The sequence below is a fragment of the Streptomyces sp. NPDC001068 genome (assembly GCF_042897315.1).
In the GTDB taxonomy this organism is placed as follows: Bacteria; Actinomycetota; Actinomycetes; order Streptomycetales; family Streptomycetaceae; genus Streptomyces.
Genome location: NZ_JBIAYD010000020.1, coordinates 89,528 through 105,025, shown reverse-complemented (window position 1 = coordinate 105,025; position 15,498 = coordinate 89,528). Strand labels below are relative to the sequence as shown.

Genomic DNA, 15,498 nt, shown 5'->3' with positions numbered 1-15,498 from the left:
GCGGCTTCACCTACCAGCCCTTCCACGCCCACCGCCGGGCCGAATGTCGCCGCCCCCGGCCCAAGGTGGGCAAGATCGGCCAGAACCCCGAACTGTGCGACTTCGTTGCCGCCCGAGCGGGACTCGCACCCGCCGACGCGGCCGGCCTCGGCGGCCAGGTGCTCGTCCATCGCGGTTTGCAGGGCGGCCTGCATCAGGTGCTGGGTCAGCGCGGGCAGCAGCCCGCACTGACCCGTGGCGCGGTCGCATGCACACTGTCGGGAGTCCCGTTGTCCACCCGGCCTACTCGATTTCGGCGGCAGTCCTGGCCGAAGGGCGCGCAACTTCTTTTCCTGGCCGCTCAGACCGTCTCGGCGTAGCGCTCCCCCGCGTACGCCCGCAGGACCGGCACGACCGCCTCCGCCCCGCCGGGCAGGCGGTCCAGCCGGACCAGGGCGAAGGCCTGGTGGCCGTCGACCAGGTACGTGGGGTTGGCTCCCGGCCGGGTGCCCGGCAGGGGCCACACCACGAGCCAAGGCCGCTTGTCGCTGGTCGCCTCCGACGCGCCGACCATGACGGTCGCGATCTCCGGCCAGGGAAAGTGCTGTTCGTCCTCGGTGACCTCGCGCATGCTGATCCCGGTGGGGCCGATCCGCAGCCGCAGCGGCTTGCGCCAGCGGCGGTAGGAGCGGAAGGTGAGGTACGAGCAGCCCATGGCGCCGAGCGGCCCGAACGCGCCGAAGACCTCCGCGCCCATGAAGTCGCCGTTGATCAGTTCCCAGAACGAGTAAGCGAAGATCACGGCAGCCACCGCCCAGATCAGCGCCCAGGTCCCGGACCGCTGTGCGTCGACGAAGACGCGTTCCCCTCCCGGCACGCTCAGTTCGGGCCCCGACACGCTCACCGGGATCGGCGGGCGCACCGCGCGCGGCGCCGTCTCGAAACGATCGCCGGCGTTCGCGGCCAGGGCCTTCGACATCTCGGCGACGGACTGGTCCAGATCCTCACAGTCCAGGAGGGTGTAGCGGCTCCGGCCGTCCCAGGTGCGTTCGGCCTTCCGCGGCAGCGTCACACCGGACACCGTCCACAGCGTCAGCCGCGGCTTCGGCGGCGTCAGATTCTCGCTGTCCTCGCCGGTGCTGGGGAGGTGCCACAGGGAGACGGCGTCGATCTGCTCCCACGCGACCTCCGCGTCGTGCAACGTGATCCCGAACCCGTCGATCCGCAGCCGGAACGGCCGGTCTGCCTTGCGCAGGTCCTGCCAGCCCCGAAAGGTGGCCACCAGCGTCAGGAACATGAGGATCAGCGGCACCTGGACGCCGCCGCCACCCCTCAGAGCGACGAGCAGCCAGACAAGGGCTGCCGCCGTCACGGCGGCCCCTCCCGTGACCCACCGACGGCCACGTCGTCTCAGCGTTCGCTCAACCGTGAACTCCACTGCTCCCTACCCCCTATGTCGTCCCCGCCCAGCACTCATCTTGCGGCTCGGCCGACCCGGCTCCCAGCCCCTCCGGCGCGGTGGTTGCCCAACCGTGACGCTCGTGGGACAACACCGCCGGGTGGCCGCCCGGCCGCCCCCAGCCGTTCACTCGTGCGCCCCCGACCGGCGGCTTTGCCCGGAACGGGGCGCCCCGGCCGTCCGCCCCGATCGAACCCTCGACCCACTCCGCCTTCATAAAAAGCGGCGAACACACAGGTCCGATCCCCGTGGATCGGGGCATGCCGAGTTCCAAGATGCACATCCTCGCGGACGCGAACCAACCGCCCTTCCTCGTCGGCGTCGCGGCCGACAACACCCACGACAGCGAAGGGCTGAAGGCCATGCGGGTGCCCGTGACGGTGCACCCCAGCGTCCAGGAGGCGGACGGCGCGTCCGCCGGCCGCAAACCGAGGAGCGCGCCGCGGGGGACACGGTGCCGCACAGCGACACGGACGTTGCCGTACGCGATACCACCGTCCACGCCCCGCGCTCAGCTCGTTGAGATCCGGCCCTGCAGGTCCACGGCATCGATGCGGATCCGCAGGTCACGCATGGCTCTCCCCGTCCGGCTCCCACACCCCGAACTCCGCCGGTCCCACGCTGAGGACGCCGTCGGTCAGCGGACGGCAGCGCACCCCGCCTCCGGAACGGAGCGCCCGGCGCGCGCCGGGGCCCAGGGTGGCGTCCATCCAGCCGCAGGGCCGGGCCGCGCGGCGCGCCTCCAGGACCACCGGCCCGGTGCCGCAGTCCAGGAACACGGTCGTGCCGATGTAGTCGTCGATGTCCACTCCGCGCAGCAGGACGTTGCGTCGCGTGCGCAGCAGGTCAGCCTCCACGCCGCCGTTCGCGCTCGCGGGCAGACGCTCGATCGCCATGAGGGTGATGGAGGCGTCGCGGTGGGCGGGCCGGTTGAAGTACCGGTCGCCGACGAGCCCGAGTCCGGCACGCACCGTGGCCGTCTTCACCAGTTCGTCGCCGGGCAGGTCGGGGACGCCGTCGCCCGGCCGGCCCGCGAAGCGGTGCACTGGCGAGACGAGGAGCTGGACGATTTCCACCTGCCGCACAGGGCGAGCCTACCGAGTTCGTGGAACCCGGCGAGTCCGGGCAGTCGGCCGGGCTGGGGTCCGTTCACGTGGTCGGCTGCGGGTGCGTCGTGGCTGGGCGGGCGGTTCCCGCGCCCCTGGACGGGATGCCGCGAGCCTCGCGCCGGCGGGAGGTCCCTGCCCCTGACGGGGGCTGCGGTGGTGATCGGCTGCCGGAGTTCGTGGCCGGGCGCGCAGTCCCCCGCGTCCCTCGACGGGATGTCCGGAGCCTTTCGCCGATGCGAGGCTTCTGTACCCGACCAGGGTGGTCGAGCGCCCGTCCAGGATCGGCGCACGGGTCGTCGGTGCGCGCCGGGCGGGGAGTGGGATCGGTCCGGACGGTCAGTGCAGGATCTTCAGGGCGCCGGGCAGGACCTTCGCCGTGACCGGGAGGACCGCGTCGACCTCGCCGTCGATGCCGTAGGGCACCGGGCGGTCGGACTCGATGCGGATCTCCCGACCCCTGAGCACCTGGACCTCCGGGCGTCCGACGTGGGCGCCCGACTTGAGTTCGTTCATGATGGTGAAGAACAGGCGGCGCGGCGCCTCGCGGATCATCACGACGTCCACCAGCCCGTCGTCCACCCGCGCGCCGGGAGCGATCATGCGGCCGGAGCCGTAGAAGGCGGAGTTGGCGGCCACCACGGTGTAGCCGCGGACGGTCTGCTCCTGCCCGTCGAGGGTGACCCGGTAGTCGACCGGGCGCCAGGTGGTCACCGCGCGCAGACCGCCCGCGTAGTAGGACGCGGCCCCGCGCAGCAGACGGGCCTGGTTGGCGTGGCGGTTGGCGAGCGCGTCGATGCCCGCGTACACGCTGCCGAGGGCGACCGTGCGGTCGTGGGCGGCCGAGCGCACCTCTATCGTGTCGACCGGGCGCGGCCGACCGTCGAACAGCAGCCGGGCCAGGGCCTCCGGGTCGGACGGCAGGCCGAGCGCCCGCGCGAAGTCGTTGCCGCGCCCGGCCGGGACGAGACCGAAGACGGTGTCGGTGCCGCTGAGCGCCCCGCCGATTGCGCCCGCGATACCGTCGCCGCCGACGGCGAGCACCACTCGCCCGCGCTCCCCCGCGGCGCGGGCGATGTCCTGGGCGTGCGCCAGGCTGCGGCTGTACTCCGTCTCCAGTTCGGCGCCGGCCTCCCGCAGCACCCGCGCCACCTGAAGCAGGGCGGCGGCCCCGCTGGATCCGCCCGCGGTGGGGTTGACGACGGCGGTGAACTGTCGCATGGATGAGCCTCCGGGGCGATGGGTCGGCAGCGCGCGGGTGGTGAGTGAGTGCGGGTGCTGGGCGGATCTTAAGCGTGGGCAGGCCGGGGATCGGCGGCGGGCCCGTCGCCCGGAGCACGGGCCGGTGGCTGTGCGGGACGGGCGGCGGGCGGTGCGGCGCCCGAGGGGTCAGGGCCGGTCGGCGGCCGGCTCGGTGGGCCGGCCGGTGGGCAACAGGACACCGGGGTTGAGGAGTTCACCCGGGTCCAGGCGCCGCTTGACGGCGAGGAGTGCCTCGACGCCCAGTTCGCCGGCCTCGCGGACGTACCAGTCCCGGTGGTCGGTGCCTACGCCGTGGTGGTGGCTGATGGTGCCGCCCGCGGCGAGGATGGCCTCGTTGGCGGCCGCCTTGGCCGGGGCCCAGTGCGCCACCGGGTCCTCGCCCTGCGCGCTGACCACGGTGAAGTACAGCGAGGCGCCGTTCTCGTAGACGTGGGAGATGTGGCACATGACCAGGGGTGGGGTGCCCGCCTCGGTGAGCGTCGTGTTCAGGGCGGTGCGGACGGCGGCGTACAGCTCCGGGACGCGTGACCAGAAGGCGGCCGTCTCCAGCGTCTCGGCGAACGCCCCGGCGTCGAGGAGGGCGTCGCGCAGGTAGGGCGCCGAGTAACGGCCGTGCGCCCAGCGCTCCCCGGGCTCCTCGCCCGCGGGGGTGCCGCCGCACTCGCGCAGGATGGCAGAGGCCAGTTCGCGGCGGTGGGCGGTGTCCTCCTCGGTGCCCTCGAAGCCGACGATCGCGAGGCAGCCGGTGTCCTGCGGGGCGGCCGCGCCGATGGCGTCGGGCTGGGCGAGGCCGATCAGGGTCTCGGTCTCGTCGGACAGGCGCAGCACGGTGGGCCGGGGGCCGTCCTGGGCGAGGCGGCGCAGCGCGGCGCCGCCCTCCTCGAAGGAGGCGAAGCGCCAGCCCTCGTAGACGCGGGTGGCAGGCTGGGGGCGGACGCGGACCGTGACGGAGGTGATCACTCCGAAGGCACCCTCGGAGCCGAGGATCAGCTGGCGCAGGTCGGGGCCGGCGGCCGAGCGCGGGGCGCGGCCGGTCTCCAGGGTGCCTTCGGGGGTGGCGACGGTGAGACCGAGCACCATCTCGTCGAAGCGGCCGTATCCGGCGGACGCCTGGCCGCTGGAGCGGGCCGCGGCGAAGCCGCCGATGGTGGCCCACTCGTAGGACTGCGGGAAGTGGCCGAGCGTGAAACCGTGCTCGGCGAGGAGCCGTTCGGCCTCGGGGGCGCGCAGCCCCGCCTCCAGGGTGGCGGTGCGGGAGACCGGGTCGACATCGACGAGCCGGTCGGTACGGCGCAGGTCCAGGGCGACGAAGGGGCCCCGGCGCCCGGGGGCCAGGCCGCCCACGACCGAGGTGCCGCCGCCGAAGGGGACGACGGTCAGGCGGTGCGCGGAGCACACCCGCAGGACGGCGAGGACCTCGTCGTGTCCGGCCGGCAGGACGACGACGGCGGGCACGTCGGCGACGTCCCCGGCGCGGATCCGCAGGAGGTCCGGGGTGGACTTGCCGCGGGTGTGACGGACACGGGACTCGGCGTCCGTGCGGACGTGGGCGTCGCCGCCCACCGCGGCGGCCAGTTCCGCGAGTACCTCCGCACCGAGCGGCGTCGCGGGGACGGCGATCTCCTCCAGGCGCAGCGGTTCGGCGTCGCGCGGTTTCACTCCGAGCAGGTCGCGCAGCAGCCCGATCACCGTGTCGGGCAGCGGCGCCGCCTCGGCCGGGTCGCCCCAGCCACTCCACAGCATGTCCATGGCGGTTGTCCTCATCGATCGGTTCCGCGCCGTGCCCGTCCTCCGGGCGCCGCCGCAAGGGCGTTACACTGTTACACATGACGCCTATTCGTCACAACCATGGGGACAGCGATCCGGTGCTCGACGCGGTCCGCGACTGCGTCCTGGCCGTCGGCGTCCGCCGCACGACCCTGACCGACGTGGCCCGCCGCGCGGGCGTCTCGCGCATGACGCTCTACCGCAGCTGGCCCGATGTGCGCTCGCTCGTCGGCGATCTGATGACGCGTGAGTGGGTGGACGTCGCCACGCGCGCCATGCCCGAGCCGCGGCCCGGCCGCCCGGCGCGCGAGCTGATCGTCGAGGGGCTGGTCGAGGGCGTGGCGAAGTTCCGCGCGCACCCGCTCTTCCGGAAGATCGTCGACGTCGATCCCGAGCTGCTCCTCCCCTACGTGCTGGACCGCCGCGGCGCCAGCCAGAACGCCCTGCTCGAACTGCTGACCTCAGGCCTGCGGGACGGGCACGCCGACGGATCCGTGCGGGCCGGCCACCCCGACCGGCAGGCCCGGTCCGTGCTGCTGGTCGTCCAGTCCTTCACCTTGTCGCTGCGGACCATGACCGACGAGGACGACCCGGACCTGAACACCGCCGCCTTCCTCGCGGAGCTGCGGACCATCCTGGAGAGGACCCTCACCCCATGAGCCCCACGAACGGCACGGCCGCCGCGCACACCCCCGTCCCCGGCTCCTCCCTGTCCGCCGCCCGCCGCTCGCGGGAACTGGCCGACACGGTGGGCGGACCCGCCGTCGACGTCCTGGTCGTCGGACTGGGCGCGACGGGCGCAGGTGCAGCCCTCGACGCGGCGGCCCGCGGCCTGACCGTCGCCGCGATCGACGCGCACGACCTGGCCTTCGGCACCTCCCGCTGGAGCTCCAAGCTGATCCACGGCGGCCTGCGCTACCTGGCCTCAGCCCAGTTCGACGTGGCCCACGAGAGCGCCGTCGAACGCGGTGTGCTGATGGAGCGCACCGCGCCCCACCTGGTCTCCGCCCAGCCGTTCGTGCTCCCCCTCACCCCGCTGGTCTCCCGCGGCCAGGCGGCACTCGCCTGGGCGGGATTCCGGGCCGGCGACACCCTGCGCATGGCGGCCCGCACCGCCCGCGCGACCCTGCCCGGTCCACGCCGGCTGTCCGCCGTCGAGACCCGCAACCTGGCCCCGGCCCTGCGCACCGACGGGCTGCGCGGTGGGCTGCTGTCCTGGGACGGCCGGCTGTGCGACGACGCCCGCCTGGTGACCGCCCTCGCCCGCACCGCCGCCGCGCACGACGCCCGCATCCTCACGCGGGTCCGCGCACTGGAACTGTCCGGCACCGGCGCCCGCGTCCGCGACGAACTCACCGGCGAGGAGGGCGAGATCCGGGCGCGCACGGTCGTCAACGCCACCGGGGTGTGGGCGGGCGGACTGGTCGACGGCATCCGGATCCGGCCGTCCCGGGGAACCCATCTGGTGCTGCGCGCCGACCGGCTCGGCGACGTGCCGGCCGGGCTGCACATCCCGATCCCGGGCGAGACCAACCGTTTCGTCCTCGTCCTGCCGCAGGGCGACGGCCGGGTGTACGTCGGCCTGACCGACGAGCCCGTCGACGGCCCGGTCCCGGACGTCCCGGAGGTGCCGGAGACGGACATCGGGTTCCTGCTCGACGTACTCGGCTCCGTCCTGGACATCCCCGTCCACCGTGACGACGTCGTGGGCGCCTTCGCCGGGCTGCGCCCGCTGCTGGACACCGCAGGGGAGCCCGGCGAAAAGGGCCGCACCTCCGACATCTCCCGCCGGCACGCCGTCCTGACGTCCTCGGAGGGTGTCGTCACCATCGTCGGCGGCAAGCTCACCACCTACCGGCGGATGGCCGAGGACGCCGTCGACGCCGCCGTCTCCGCCCACGGTCTGCCGGCCGGCCCCTCGCCCACCGCCTCGCTGCCCCTGGTCGGCGCGGCCGCACCGGCCAGGCTCGCCACCCTGCCCGCCCCTCGCCGCCTGGTCCGCCGATACGGCACCGAGGCGACGGCGCTGGAGGCACAGGGTGCGTACGACGAGCGGCTGCGCGAACCCGTCCTGCCCGGCCACCCGGTGACCCGCGCCGAACTCCTGTGGGCCGTGCGCCACGAGGGCGCCCTCGACGAGTCCGACCTCCTCGACCGCCGCACCCGCATCGGCCTGATCCCCGCCGACCGCGCGGCGGCCCTGGAGACGGCCCGCGAGATCCTCGCGGAGGCGCTGGCCGAACAGCCCTGAAGCGGCGGTCCCTCGGCGACGGTCAGGGGCGCCGCTGCCGGACCGCGGGGCCCGTCAGCAGAGGTCGGCGAGCAGCTCGGCGCGCCAGTCGACGCTCAGGCGACGGCGGGGGGTCGCGATCTCGTACACCGCCCGGTGCGGCGAGCCCCATACCGCGTGCACCATTTTCTCCGCTGCCCACCTGCGGAGGTCGTCCCGGTGGGCGTTGGACTGGACGAGCACCGTGCGCAGCCGCAGAACCAGCGGTCCGGACCGGTCCGGCAGCGGCACGGCCTCTCCCTGCTCAAGCGCGTCCAGGACCGCCCGGACCTCCGTGTACTTGGCCAGACCGGTCTCGACGGCCAGTCTGCGCATCTGCAGTCGTGCCGCCCGGGCCAGCCGGGCGGCGTTCACATAGCCGAGCGTGGCCACCGCCGCCAGGCGGACGGCGTGCCGGGACACCGGCGAGTCCCGGCGCAGCTCGCGGCGGACCGCCTGGACTACGACCGGCACCAACCGCAGCATGGTCGGACGCACTAGGAACTGGTCGCCGACGAGACCGGGCGGCATGGACGTCCGCCCGCGTGCGCCGCCACTCCCGGCAATCTCCAGTGCCTCACCGAGCAGTTCCATCAGCCGCTCGGCGGTTTGCCGCGTGGAGCCCTCCGATACCTCCTGCTCACCGCCGACGCGCAGGACGTCCGTTGTCGCGGGGGGGCACTTCGGCGGCCGGGCCGCGGCGGACCGAACGGGCGACCGTGTCCAGGACATCGGCGGCGGCGTCAAGCAGCTCCCGCGCCCGGTCCCGCCCGGGTCCCTCCGCCGAGGCGCCCACGTCCGGGGCGGCGAGCGCAGCGACGACCGGCCCAATGCGCTCTGCGAGCCCCCGGGGGCCGTGCAGGACGGGAGGACGGGTGCGGGCCTGTGACGGCGTTACGGCGGCCACGTTCCAGGCCGTCGTCAACGGCTCCGGGTCGAACGAGGCAGTCGGGTCATGGCGCAACCGGCGAGCCTAGCCCGAACACCCGGCCGGATCGCGTCGGGCGCGCGCCGCTCGCGTCCCGACGGAAGTTCTCGCGGACCGGGGAGGACAGCGACCGTGTCCGTGACTTCAGGAGCGGGTTCGGACCCGGGCCTGCCGAGTGCTGCAGGGCGAGCCGCCCGGGGGCGCGCGTCCGCCATCCGTCCGGACGGGCCGGACGCGGGCGGGCGCCTCTGGACGGGACTTTCGCAACACGCTCCACAGTAGTTGGCGGTAAGGGGTTGCTGGTGACGCGCACGAACTCCAGCAGGGCATCCAGGGACGGCAACCGAGTACCGGTGGAACCTCGTTGATACCGGCCTTGCTCAGTTTGAGTCGGACGGAGGCTTTGACGAGCTCTGGGTGACTGCGGTCGCGCCTACGACACCAGTTGCCAGCATGAACACAGCTGCGTTCGCTGCCCAGTCCCGTTGTTCCGCGCGATGGGGGACGGGCTGCGGCCGAATCCGCTCACTGCCATGTGAGCGGGAGGCTGAGAACTCCGCAGCCATGTCCGACGATCAAGTCCGAGCCCGCTGTGGCCAGACAGGTGAGCGGAACGTCCAGGGCGATGTGCTGTATCGCGCCGGTCTCCGGTTCCCACCTACGCAGTCGGTGACCGTGACGGGTGCCGGTGACCAGGACCGTGCGGCCGCCCTGCAGGGTGCCGGTGATGACCGGCAGGCCGGCCGTGCCTGTGGAGACGGGCAGCCCGTCGCCGATCGGGGCACCGGTGGCCGGGTCCCACAGCATGACCACGCCGCGGTCGTCTGCCGTGGCCAGCACGGTTCGGTCGGGTGTGGGCACCGCCACCACAGCCGCCACACGGTGGTCGGCATCGGCGAGGGCGCCTGCGTTCAGTTGCACGGCCGCGCCCTTTTCCCAGGGATCGTCGACGGCTGGATCCCACACGTGAAGGCGGCCGGCGGTGTCCGAGGCCGCGATCAGCGTGTGGCCGGCGGCGATCGGGACGGCGGCGATCGACTGGATCGGACTGCCATAGGGGTTGAGGCTGCCGACGCACTCACTGGTATCCGGATCCCACAGCCGCACCACGCCTCGGGGGGTGGCGGTGACGAGCAGGGTGCGGCCGTCGGAGACGATCGCGGCACACATTCCAATCACCCCGCCGGGCGCGTCGCCGGCCGGTTCACGAACCGGCTGCCCGGTGGCAGGGTCCCACAGGCCGATCGTCCCGGTGTCGCCTCCGCTCGCCAGAAGGACGCGGCCGTCGGTCAGGCGCAGGGCCGTCATAGAGCGGATATGGTCAGGATGTCCTGTCAGAGGGTCATGGACGAGCCGGCCGTCGGCCACGTCCCACAGGCACACCACACCCGCCTCCCCGGCGCCAGCCACGAGCGTCGGCCGACCGGGGCGGGACAACACCGCCAATGAGCTGACACCCCCGAACTGACCGAGCCCGGAATCGGAGAACATCGATATACGGCCCCAGGGTGTGCCGTCGGCCGCGAGCACCACGTTCCCGTCCTGCCGGAACCGAGCCGCTGCTTCACCCGTTCTTCCGGCCGCTGCAGACTCCACCGTGGCAGCCGCCCCGTCGGAGTCCGTCCACGCCTCAGCCGAACGGTGCTGGGGGCGCGCCCCGTCCGGGTTGTCCGCCAGGCCGTCAGCGATCGTCCATGCCTGCTCGCAGTCCCAGCAGCGGAAGTATCCAGTGAGCGACATCAGTTGGCGGGCCAGTTCCCGTGCGGCCCGTTGTGGGGTGCCCCTGACCGCAACCAGGGCGGCGACCATGCACAGGACAGCCTGCCCCGGCGTTTGGGGAGGTACCCCTGCCACCGCGACTTCGCGGGCCACCCGCACGAAGGGCTCCCACACCTTCCCCATCGCATCCTCCCGCAATGCCGCGGCGACCTCCTCCCAGGGATGTCCTCCGTGTCGGGCACGTGCGGGATCAGGCAACTCCGGAACCTCAGAAGCCGGACGCGCCGGGTTCACAAGGAAATCGGCGATCTCGGTGTCGCTCCCGCACCCGGGACACACCAGCAGGAGGTCACTTGCCCGAGGATCGAGGAACCGCCCCAGCGCTTCGCCCATGTGGTGGCCGGCGAGGGCCACGCAGGAGAGCACGAGGTGGGCGCAGACCTGCGCGGGAGTATCGGCGACGAGGAGACTTCGGGTGGCCGCCCGCTCGGCCAGACGCAATGCGGCGCTGAACGCCGCCTCCAAATCGGCCGGGACGGGGGGTTTGTGATCGGCGGTCAGGATGACTCCCAGGTCCACCCAGAAGTCCACGGTCTGTCCCGGGGGCAGGGCCGCTGCCGCCTCCACGAGATGCGGCAGGGCCGCATAGGCCCCGTCGGCGACGACTCCGTCATCGATCAGGCCGTCGGCCAGGTATGTCCAGGTCTGCCGCCACGCATCGCCGCTCCCGGCGGCAGCCGCGGAGGCCAACTGCTCCAGGAGTGCTTCCACCGCCTCGACCCTCACACCGTCAAGATCACGCCAACGAGCGCTGTGCAAGGGCAGCTTCGGAACCATGGAACGAGTCTCGCAGGAGGCACTGACAATCAGGAAGCGGCTTCGTGTCGGCGGCCTTTCGACCAGCTCGTCATCCGATCGACGACCCCTTGGCCTGAACCAAGTCCACCAGCCCCGGGCAACTGTCTTCGAAGCTCCTCGCGCACGTGTCGTCGGCACCGGGACAGTCGACGAGGGTGGCGTGGCAACCATGCCGGATATGCCTGGTGAACTCCAGATTGGGTCGGCCCGTGAAGTCGCGGCGGCGCGGATGCGGTCTTCGGCACGGGCCCGCTGGCGGTGCCGCAGTTCCTGTGGCGACAGTTCCAGCGCGGCGATCGCCGTGTCCTGGGTATTGGTGGCGAATGCCGTCAGCCGCATGCCTACGACGTCGGGCAATCTCAACTGGGCACCGGGATGGGGCGTTCCTTGCGGACCATCAGCCGCATGCCCTTGGGCCGGCCGTCCAGTACGTCTTCGGCGACCACAATTCCCTCGACTCGGACAGGCGGGCACGACCAGCTACGCTTCTTCACCTGGGAGTGCTTCTTTCATCGCAACCCACAGGACCCTCAGCAAGTCCTATCGTTGCAGTTCAGGAGCACTTTCCGCTTTTCTGATCAAGCCTTGGACAGCCCACTTCGTGAAAGCACGGAGTTAGCCGATCAAGCAAGCGGAACGCGCACGTCGCGCTCCTGACCGGCCTCGGCGGCGACCTTGCCCAGGCGTTCGACGCTGCAGAGGACGCCGACCTCGTCCTCGTATGGCAGGGCCGGGTGAAGAACGGGCCGCGACGGCGACAGGGAAGGGGATCTGGTCGATGGGACGCATGTCCAACCCATATCTGCCCGACACGGACCGAGGAGCACTGATCGTCCTCGACACCGACCAGCTTGAACTGGCCGGCTTCCCTGACGGGCGCGTGTTCAGGATGCTGCACACGACGGCCAGCCTGCACGGGCACACCCTCGCGGTGCCGCAGACGGTGGCGACCGAGCACCTCGCGCACCGCCGCTTCGAGGCCCAGAAGCTGACAGGGCGTTCATCGGGAGACGCTGCCCGCCGCCGGCGTGAGGCTCTCCACACGTTCTTCGCGATCCTGCCGACGCCCGAAGGCGCCGCGGAGGAGGCCTTGGATCGAGTGGCCGAACGTCGTCTCCCCGCCCGAGCCGCATCGGTCGCCGGAGACGTCGGCAAGGCCGAAGCCCACGGCATCCGGGACACCGTGGTCTGGCTGACCCTGCTCGCCGCTTTCGAAGACCGGAACCAGATGCTCTGGTTTCTCTCCGGTAACCAGGACTTCGCCGCGCGCTCCGCGTTTCACCCCGATCTGCGTGCAGAAGCAGAACAGCGTCTGGGCACGGACAGATCGCTTTTCCTGGGTCTGATCAAGGACGGCATTCCCGCGCTGTTGAAGCGATGGGGTACCAAAGTGACGGTAAGTGCCCAGGACCTGGACCTTCTGGTGCGGTCGGAGTCGGTTGTGCAGCAGGTGCGGGCGGTGATCACGGGGCCGGCGCGGCCTTTCGCCCCGGACTTCCCGGTGCCCGGCACCGGCCGCCTGGCCTTTGACGGCCGGCTTGGCAGACCTCTGGCCTATCGGGTCGATGACAGATTGTGGGTGCCCAGCCGTATCCGCTGGAGGGCCCACGGGGAGGAACACACGCATTCCGGCTCCTCGTTCATCATGACGCGGGTGCTGCTGGAGATCAGCGTCGAGCCGATGCTCGTGCTGGGCGTGACGGTTCTGGACGTCAGCCCTGCCGAACCATCCGCTGCGAGAGAGCGGTATGAGACCTGATGCTCGGTCGAGGACCTGCGCGGCGATGGCCGCATCCCTTCCACGTGGCGAGATCCGCCTCGTGGAAGGCGCCGATCAGACCACGTTAGCGGGAGCGACCCGTCGCGGCCGGCCCGGGCGCCGTGAAGCAACCCCGGTCCGTCACCCCGATGGGACGTCAACCAGCCAGTGGAATGGCCCTGTTGATGATCGACGCCCGAGCCATATCGTTACCTCATGTGGTCATATGCGGTGTGGGGGCTGGTCGGTGCCGCCTTGTACAGATGTCTCATCGTCCGGGCTGCTCTCCTGCGCGACGAAGACCCGTTCACACACCGGTACGGGCGGTGGGACTACCCCGACGGGCCCGGCGCCGGCGCCCTCGTCGCAGGCCTGTTCCTGCACGCACTCCTCGGAGCGGCGGTCGGCTGTACGGCGGCGACTTCGGCCGGCACGTCGGGGGCGGCGAATGCGCTCAGGTCCCTGATCGCGCTGGTACTGGGGGTCGTCGCCCCGATCGTGTTCAAGCCGGCCGGCCGGCTCGCGCTCCGGATCCTGGTACCCGATGCCCTGGACGGGGGAACGGAGATACGGCTGACCGACCGCCGGTACTGGCACACGCCGCCCGGTCGCCCTTCCGTGGCCGCTGACGGACCGTACCCGTGGGCCGACGAACTGGCCCGGCGCATCCGCGCGCAGGAGGTGGCCCGGCCGGTCAACTTGAAGGGCGCCCACCTCAGCGGAGCGGACCTGACCGGGGTGGATCTGCCCTGGGTCTACGCGCAACTGGGAACGCTGCCGGGGGTGCGCCTGCGGGAGGCGAACCTGTCCCGGAGCTTCTTCTATGTGGCGAATCTGATCGGCGCCGACCTGACGCGGGCCCGCCTGGACCGCGCGGAGCTGGGCTCGGCGAGGCTGGTCCGGGCACGGCTTACAGAAGCCGACCTGACCGGAGCGGACCTGACGCACGCGAACCTGCTGGACGCGGACCTCGCGGGAGCACGGCTGCGCGGAGCGGACCTGGGCGGGGCGATGCTCGTCCGGGCGAACCTCGCTGGTGCCGACCTGACCGGGGCGTGTCTTGATCGAGCCGACCTGACGGGCGCCGACCTGAGCGGCGCGGAGCTGTCGGGCGCGAACCTGGCCGGGGCGCGGTGGACCTCGGAAACCGTCTGGCCCATCGGGCCGGCCGAGCGGATACGGGACGATTCGGAGCAGCTCTTCGATGACGTGTACCGCGTGCACGGCTGGTCGCCCGAGCCCTACAAGTCCGAGGAGAAGAGTCAACCTCCCTTCCTCCAAAGGTTGTTGATCGCCTTCTGCGATGCCGCCCCGGCGTTCCGGCCGCTCCGCACCGGTGACGTCGGCCACGGCAAGGAGACGCGGGCCTCCCGGCCCGCCGGCCTCGTCGGGCGGGACGGCCTCAGGAGTGCGCTGAAGTCCGGCACGACCGTTTCCCTGTCAGGCGCGCAGCTGCACCGAATCGATCTCGTGGGCGTGACCCTCGCCGGAACGGATCTCAGCCGGGCCGACCTCACGAAGGCGATTCTGACGGGCGCCGACCTGAGCCGGACCGACCTGACCCGGACACGTCTGACGCAGGCGAACCTGTCGGGAGCCAAGCTGAAGGGCGCGAACCTGGCTGGAGCGAACACCGTGGGCGTGGACGTGACGGGGGCGATCCTTACCGGCGCGAACCTGGCCGACGTCTATCTGGTGGACGCGAATCTGTCCGGTGCCCGCCTGACCCGTACGAACCTGACTGGCGCCCTGTTCTCGGGGGCGAAGTTGACGGGGGCCGACCTGACCGACTCCGACCTCACCGATGTCGCCCTGGACAATGCGGACCTGCGTGGCGCGAAGCTCCTGCGGGCCCAGCTGACCTCCGCTGACCTGAGCGAGGCCGACCTGACCAAGGCCATCCTCACTGAAGCCGACCTGACCTGCGCCCATCTTTTCGCCGCGGACTTCTCCCAGGCCCAGATGATCAGAGCCAGGCTCACTCTGGCCTTTCTGTTCAACGCGCAGCTGACGGGCGCCGACCTCACCCACGCGGACCTGGCCGGAGCCGAGCTGACCGGAGCGCGCCTCAGAGGGGCCAAGCTGGTCGGAGCCCGGCTGCGCGGCGCGGACCTGGTCGGGGCCGACCTGAGTGGAGCACGCACCGACGGTGCCGATTTCGCGGAGGCGGTCTGGTCCAGCACGACCAAGTGGCCCGGCACGATCGCCGGGACCATCCGGGATCGCTCCGAAACAGCCCCCGACGGCACCTTCCGCGTACGCACCACCACCCTGGGCAAGCACCACTCCCCCACCGAGAGAACCTCCGGACCGTAGATCGGAAACTCCCTTCGCCCGAGGAGATCCTTCCAGTACCAGCAGGTCGACACTCGGGGAATCTACTCCCCCCTT

10 protein-coding genes and 3 pseudogenes are annotated in these 15,498 nt (G+C 71.9%); 5 read left to right on the top strand and 8 right to left on the bottom strand.

The window, feature by feature from the left end; translation table 11 throughout:
• Together ACFY3I_RS39895 and ACFY3I_RS39890 are read right to left on the bottom strand one after the other, a co-directional pair.
• A partial coding sequence (locus ACFY3I_RS39895; RefSeq protein WP_390865838.1) for a hypothetical protein occupies positions 1-194 on the bottom strand: 194 nt, incomplete at its 3' end.
• 146 nt (positions 195-340) lie between these two features.
• The gene (locus ACFY3I_RS39890) at positions 341-1,351 is read right to left on the bottom strand and encodes a hypothetical protein (protein ID WP_390865837.1); all 1,011 of its coding nucleotides are present in this window, start codon (positions 1,349-1,351) and stop codon (positions 341-343) included.
• Between the two features lie 305 nt (positions 1,352-1,656).
• Between ACFY3I_RS39890 and ACFY3I_RS39885 the strand changes: the two are divergent.
• Positions 1,657-1,803, top strand: a pseudogene (locus ACFY3I_RS39885) (IS5/IS1182 family transposase); the annotation flags it as partial.
• A 201-nt stretch (positions 1,804-2,004) separates the two neighbouring features.
• On the opposite strand, the gene ACFY3I_RS39880 reads toward ACFY3I_RS39885, so the two are convergent.
• From ACFY3I_RS39880 to ACFY3I_RS39870, 3 genes are all read right to left on the bottom strand, one after another.
• Positions 2,005-2,523, bottom strand: a complete 519-nt coding sequence (locus ACFY3I_RS39880) for a molybdenum cofactor biosysynthesis protein (protein WP_390865836.1) — start codon at positions 2,521-2,523, stop codon at positions 2,005-2,007.
• Positions 2,524-2,883: 360 nt separating this feature from the next.
• Positions 2,884-3,765 (bottom strand): diacylglycerol/lipid kinase family protein, encoded by an 882-nt coding sequence (locus ACFY3I_RS39875; RefSeq protein WP_390865835.1) that lies wholly within the window; start codon positions 3,763-3,765, stop codon positions 2,884-2,886.
• Between the two features lie 168 nt (positions 3,766-3,933).
• Complete coding sequence (locus ACFY3I_RS39870; protein WP_390865834.1) at positions 3,934-5,556, bottom strand: FAD-binding oxidoreductase; 1,623 nt, start codon at positions 5,554-5,556, stop codon at positions 3,934-3,936.
• Positions 5,557-5,633: 77 nt separating this feature from the next.
• Here ACFY3I_RS39870 and ACFY3I_RS39865 point away from each other — a divergent pair, with 77 nt between their 5' ends.
• Both ACFY3I_RS39865 and ACFY3I_RS39860 read left to right on the top strand, forming a co-directional pair.
• Complete coding sequence (locus tag ACFY3I_RS39865) at positions 5,634-6,233, top strand: TetR/AcrR family transcriptional regulator (RefSeq protein WP_365295640.1); 600 nt, start codon at positions 5,634-5,636, stop codon at positions 6,231-6,233.
• On the top strand, positions 6,230-7,825 hold the full coding sequence (locus ACFY3I_RS39860; protein ID WP_390865833.1) for a glycerol-3-phosphate dehydrogenase/oxidase: 1,596 nt from the start codon (positions 6,230-6,232) through the stop codon (positions 7,823-7,825). Before ACFY3I_RS39865 ends, ACFY3I_RS39860 begins: the two co-directional genes overlap by 4 nt.
• A gap of 375 nt (positions 7,826-8,200) precedes the next feature.
• Here the strand turns inward: ACFY3I_RS39860 and ACFY3I_RS39855 are convergent.
• The 3 genes and pseudogenes from ACFY3I_RS39855 to ACFY3I_RS39845 all read right to left on the bottom strand — a co-directional run.
• A pseudogene (locus ACFY3I_RS39855) lies at positions 8,201-8,816 on the bottom strand (FUSC family protein); the annotation flags it as partial.
• A gap of 480 nt (positions 8,817-9,296) precedes the next feature.
• Complete coding sequence (locus ACFY3I_RS39850; RefSeq protein WP_390865841.1) at positions 9,297-11,327, bottom strand: WD40 repeat domain-containing protein; 2,031 nt, start codon at positions 11,325-11,327, stop codon at positions 9,297-9,299.
• Positions 11,328-11,567: 240 nt separating this feature from the next.
• Positions 11,568-11,803 (bottom strand): annotated as a pseudogene (locus ACFY3I_RS39845) (IS1380 family transposase); the annotation flags it as partial.
• Positions 11,804-12,126: 323 nt separating this feature from the next.
• Between ACFY3I_RS39845 and ACFY3I_RS39840 the strand changes: the two are divergent.
• Both ACFY3I_RS39840 and ACFY3I_RS39835 read left to right on the top strand, forming a co-directional pair.
• Positions 12,127-13,107 (top strand): hypothetical protein, encoded by a 981-nt coding sequence (locus ACFY3I_RS39840; RefSeq protein ID WP_390865832.1) that lies wholly within the window; start codon positions 12,127-12,129, stop codon positions 13,105-13,107.
• A gap of 216 nt (positions 13,108-13,323) precedes the next feature.
• Positions 13,324-15,423: a pentapeptide repeat-containing protein gene (locus ACFY3I_RS39835; RefSeq protein ID WP_390865831.1), complete on the top strand. Its 2,100-nt coding sequence runs from the start codon at positions 13,324-13,326 to the stop codon at positions 15,421-15,423.
• Positions 15,424-15,498: the final 75 nt, after the last annotated feature.